A 4,456-nucleotide genomic window follows, 5' to 3' on the forward strand; every position below is an offset into this window, starting at 1 on the left:
GTCATGCCGCCTCCCCTTGCGGCGCTATCGCGTCGGGGCTGACCCCGACGGCGGCGACGGCGCCGATGCCGTGCCAACGGTCGATCAGCCCCGAAATGTTCGTGGGCAATGCGGAAATGCTTGCGGGATGCTCGATCATGCGCTAATCGTACGATGTGTACGAAAGAGTCGCAAGCGAAATCGTACGTATTGGACGATATTTTTCAGGCGTTTTGTACGATGATGGACCCACGGCACAGATTGCAGCAGGCGCGGACCGCGGCGGGCTATGCCACGCCGAGCGATGCGGCGCGGGCCTTGCGCGACATCAACAAGAACACGCTGATCAGCCACGAGAACGGCAACCGGCCGCTGTCGCGCAAGGCGGCGGAGAAATATGGCCGGCTGTTTAACGTCGACCCCGGCTGGCTGCTGTTCAACGCCGATGGCGCAGAGGCCGGACCGGTAAGCTTTGCCCCCTCGCCGCTCACCGTCGACGTCCCGATCGTGTCATGGATCAGCGCCGGCGAGCTCGGCGGCCAGGAGGGCGTGGTCAACCTCTCCGACTATCCGACCATCCCGACCGCCGACCTCGAGGAAGGCGAATGGATCGCGCTGCGCGTCGATGGCCCGTCGATGAACAAGATCTCGCCGCCGGATTCGATCATCTTCGTCAATCTGCGCGACAAGCGGCTGGTGACCAATGGCTGCTACGTGATCGCCGACGAAACCGGCCGCGCCACCTACAAGCGCTACCGCCCGAACGACACCCCGCCCTTCCAGCCGGCGTCGTATCTGGACATCCCGCCGCCGGAGCTGGAGGGCGCGATCACCATCATCGGGCGGGTGAGACGGTCGATAATCGATATGTGAGCAATCTCGCTCTCGCCGTCGGCCTCTGACTGCTCTTTCATGACACCGCAATTTCTGCTTGCATGGCAAGCAGCCGTGGGTGTCGGCCGAGGTCAATGGTTTTCGAGGGAGAACCGGCGAAATGGTGAACCAGGAAGGCGTGGGCGAAAGCCGGCTGATATGGCTGGTACGAAAATGGCGCCCACCGCTGTTGCTGCTGCTGACCGGCCTCGTCGCGCTGGACGTCCGCGGCGCGATGGGGATCGCCGCCAATCTCACCTATGCGGCGTGCATCGGCAATGCGGCCGACGCCAGCCGGCGGATCGAGGCCTGCACGCAAATTATCGATAGCCAGGCCGGCGCTCCTGACAAGCTCGCGACGGCCTACTTCAAGCGCGCCTACGCCTGGTCCATGGAAGGCGATCTCGACCGCGCCATCGCCGACAGCGATCAGGCGATAGGGCTCCATCCTGAATACGCATCCGCTTATTACAACAGAGGCTACGACTGGGCCGCGAAGGGCAATTACGACCGGGCCATTGCCGATTACGGTCAGGCGATCGCCTTCGACCCGAAAAGCAGCGCTGCTTACAACAACCGAGGCCTTGCCTGGTCGTACAAGGGCGACAATAACCGGGCCATCGCGGATTACAATTTGGCGATCATCGCCGATTCCAAGAACGCATCCGCATACCTCAACCGGGGCGGCGCATGGGCGGCGGAGGGCGCCTTCGATCACGCCATCGCCGACTACAACCAGGCCATTGCCTTCGATCCGACACTCATCGGGGTTTATGAAAATCGTGGCCTGAGCTGGGGCGGCAAAGGTGACTACAACCGCGCCATCGCCGATTTCAACGTGGCTATCGGCCTCAATCCGAAACGCGCCTACGCCTATTACGGCCGGGGTCTAGCCTGGTCCAACAAGGGCGACGACGACCGCGCCATCGCCGACTACGACAAGGCCGTGGACCTCGACCCCAAGTTGGCCGATGCCTACCACGCGCTGGGCCTCGCCTGGGCGCACAAGGGCGACCACGACCAGGCAATCGTCGACTACGACCAGGCAATTGCGCTCAATCAGAAATCCGCCGACTTCTACAGCGCCCGAAGCGCCTCCTGGAAGGCGAAGGGGAACCGCGAACGCGCCGAGGCCGACCGGAAGACGGCGGCTAGCCTTGGCGGGACGTAGGTTGCACCGGATTCTTATGACCGTCACTCGTTCAATTTGTACGAAATCGGCTTGACGGGTATTCGTACGTAAAGTACGATATTTCCCTTCTTTCGAGGGGATATCCTTGAACACCGCAAACCACGCCGCCTTCGCCGACCTCTCTCGCCCGCTGCTGTCACCGCTGCCGCTCGAGCAGCGCGAACGCCTCGCCGGCGCCTGGCGAATGGCCAGCCAGGACATCGCCGAGGACATCCGCTTCATCCGCCAGTATCTGAAGGTGATCGCCGAGAAGGACGAGCGCCTGTCGACCGGCACGCTCGTCCACAGCCGCGCCTATGTCGAGGCCTGCGCCGGCTGGCTGCCTCAGACCGTGGCGCGCTATCTGCGCAACCTGCGCGCAGTCACCGAATGCGAGCTCGCCATGACCGCGGCCGGTATCCGCTTCGCTCTGTCCAGCGACGCGTGGGAGGCTTGAAGGGCTAGCGCTCCCCCTTCTCACCCCACAAAAGGCCCACAAGGCGAGACGGTCAGATGGCTCCCTACCAGCTGAACTGCAGCCCCGCATTGCCGCCGACGGTGCCGCTGGAGAAGGCGATGCCCATCGTCCCGGTCAGCCGGCCGCCATGGCAAAGGCTTCGCTCAGCACCGCAGCACCGGTGAAGCCGAAGGCGTCGGCGCCGCCGGCATTGCCCCAGTTGACGCGCAGGCCGAAATGCTCGCCCTGGACGAGGTCCGGCGCGGCAAGGGCAGCCGAGATCGAGGCGTTCTCGAAGGCGCGGGTGACGCGGTTGTCAATGTCGTCGACATGGCTGGCCAGCGCGGTCTTGCCTGTGACTGTGGTGGTGCCGCCATTGCCGTCATCCCGCGCGCGCCCAATCAAGCCAATCGCATACATTCTAATATTCTTAAATTTGCCTTCAGATCACGCCGAAAGCTCGGCGCCGCCTGATCAATCCTATCTCTGCCCTACAAAGACGGTGTTCACCCGTTGAACTTGTCCGGAAACTGTTTGGCGATGCCATCCGTCAGCATGTCGGCGAACTTCAGCATGTGGTCATGGCCTTCATCGTAGGACTTGATGTCTGCCGCCCAGTCCTTGTTCAGCCGGCCGACCACTTCGCCGGTCGTCAGTTCCAGATGCTTGTGCAGCATGTGGCGGAGATCCTTCTCGGGCCAGTTCGGATTGGCCTTGCCAAGGAACACGGCAATGTCGTCGGCATTGGCCGACCATTTATCCTGGGCGGCCGAGAGCTTGTCCTTGCTGCCTGATTTGGCCGCCTCGACCACTTCCGTTGCGATCTTGATATGGTCTTTGAGCAGCGCCGCCAGTTTCTTGCCGGCGGCATCACCGTAATAGGGCTTTACCGCGTCGCCTATTTCATCCTGGTTCTGGAGCAGGCGCTTCGCGACTTCGTCCGTGTCCTGGAGGCCCGCGAGGGCGCTGATGATGTAGTTCCGCGTATAGGTGATGTGGTCTTCCCAGAGTTTCCGCGTTGCCGCTCGAACGTTCGCCGATTGCGGTTCGCCGGCGCGAGCAGGCAGCAGCGACAAGGGTCCGGCAGCCGCAAGAGACACCGCAGTGAGAGAGGAAAGCAGTACTAGACGCCTGTTCATGGCCCGATCTCCGAATGTGCCAACATTCGCGCGACAGATGGGCAGCAAAGCTGGGCCGATCGGCCGTTTCCGCTCCGATCGTCGGCACCCGAAGGCGAATGTTCGCTATCGGAAGATGAACATTAGCAACGACTGAAAAGTTCCGTTGCGGCGACAAAAAAGCGACTTTTGGAGATGGCGATCCTTACGAGGCTGTGGTTGGCGGATAGTGGAAAGAAAAGGCTCCGGCGCACCACGCCGGAGCCTCGTCCTTTTTCGATGCATCAGCCGCCACTGGGAGCCGGCGCCGGGGCCGGAGCCGCGGGCGCAGGCGCTGATGGCGCGGGGGCCGCAGGCGCCGGTTCGGATGGCGCTGGCGCGGCAGGCGCAGGCGCGGACGGCGCGGATGCCGCCGGTGCCTCGACATTGGGCGCATCGACCTTGACGTTGACGTCTTTGCTGCCGCCGCCGTTGAGGTTGATGACACCTGTGAAGAAGAGCAGAACCACGATCGCGAGTATCGCGAGAACGACCGCGACAACCGTACCACCTCCACCCGAGTTCACAACCGTTGGACCGTCAGCCATTTGCTTTTCTCCTCTCGATTGCACTGTCGAGAAAACGGGCGCGTTACGGCAACGTTCCGCACAGGGGACCTCAGTCCCGGCAGCCATGAGACTGAAGTCTCGTTGCCGGGCGCAGAGGGCCGGGCCGGTTGTTTCAAGGCAACCGTGGCCCTGCCAACCCATTGGTAAGGGGACCACCGGGTACGTCCCTTCATCGGCGGTCTCTGGGTGCCCGCCATCATCGTTCCCGTGTCGGCGGGCACCCGCCCCCGGGGGGGCCCCCCTGCCTTGG

The 4,456-nt window shown here is 63.0% G+C and carries 6 protein-coding genes; 3 read left to right on the forward strand and 3 right to left on the reverse strand.

Annotation, left to right across the window (positions count from 1 at the left end; all coding sequences use genetic code 11):
- Position 1 precedes the first annotated feature (1 nt).
- A complete protein-coding gene (locus EN738_RS35770) occupies positions 2–139 on the reverse strand; it encodes a hypothetical protein (RefSeq protein ID WP_189606074.1) in 138 nt (45 codons plus the stop codon).
- Positions 140–219: 80 nt separating this feature from the next.
- On the opposite strand from EN738_RS35770, the gene EN738_RS31505 reads away from it, so the two are divergent.
- The 3 genes from EN738_RS31505 (at position 220) to EN738_RS31515 (ending at position 2,480) form a co-directional block, all read left to right on the forward strand.
- Positions 220–852: a S24 family peptidase gene (locus tag EN738_RS31505; protein ID WP_127287004.1), complete on the forward strand. Its 633-nt coding sequence runs from the start codon at positions 220–222 to the stop codon at positions 850–852.
- Positions 853–910: 58 nt separating this feature from the next.
- Positions 911–2,023, forward strand: a complete 1,113-nt coding sequence (locus tag EN738_RS31510) for a tetratricopeptide repeat protein (RefSeq protein WP_127287005.1) — start codon at positions 911–913, stop codon at positions 2,021–2,023.
- 106 nt (positions 2,024–2,129) lie between these two features.
- The gene (locus EN738_RS31515) at positions 2,130–2,480 is read left to right on the forward strand and encodes a hypothetical protein (RefSeq protein ID WP_127287006.1); all 351 of its coding nucleotides are present in this window, start codon (positions 2,130–2,132) and stop codon (positions 2,478–2,480) included.
- Between the two features lie 135 nt (positions 2,481–2,615).
- Here the strand turns inward: EN738_RS31515 and EN738_RS31520 are convergent, their stop codons facing one another.
- Positions 2,616–2,900 carry a hypothetical protein gene (locus EN738_RS31520; RefSeq protein ID WP_127287007.1) on the reverse strand — a complete coding sequence of 95 codons (285 nt, stop codon included), beginning with the start codon at positions 2,898–2,900 and terminating at the stop codon, positions 2,616–2,618.
- A gap of 86 nt (positions 2,901–2,986) precedes the next feature.
- On the reverse strand, positions 2,987–3,619 hold the full coding sequence (locus EN738_RS31525; protein WP_210214099.1) for an acetylglutamate kinase: 633 nt from the start codon (positions 3,617–3,619) through the stop codon (positions 2,987–2,989).
- Positions 3,620–4,456 lie beyond the last annotated feature (837 nt).

The sequence above is a fragment of the Mesorhizobium sp. M4B.F.Ca.ET.017.02.2.1 genome (assembly GCF_003998955.1).
Lineage (GTDB): Bacteria > Pseudomonadota > Alphaproteobacteria > Rhizobiales > Rhizobiaceae > Mesorhizobium > Mesorhizobium abyssinicae.

Excerpts from the sequence above, each read along its gene's own strand:
- EN738_RS35770 (WP_189606074.1), bottom strand. The coding sequence starts at position 139 with ATGATCGAGCATCCCGCAAGCATTTCCGCATTGCCCACGAACATTTCG.
- EN738_RS31505 (WP_127287004.1), top strand. The coding sequence starts at position 220 with ATGATGGACCCACGGCACAGATTGCAGCAGGCGCGGACCGCGGCGGGC.
- EN738_RS31520 (WP_127287007.1), bottom strand. The coding sequence starts at position 2,900 with ATGTATGCGATTGGCTTGATTGGGCGCGCGCGGGATGACGGCAATGGC.
- EN738_RS31525 (WP_210214099.1), bottom strand. The coding sequence starts at position 3,619 with ATGAACAGGCGTCTAGTACTGCTTTCCTCTCTCACTGCGGTGTCTCTT.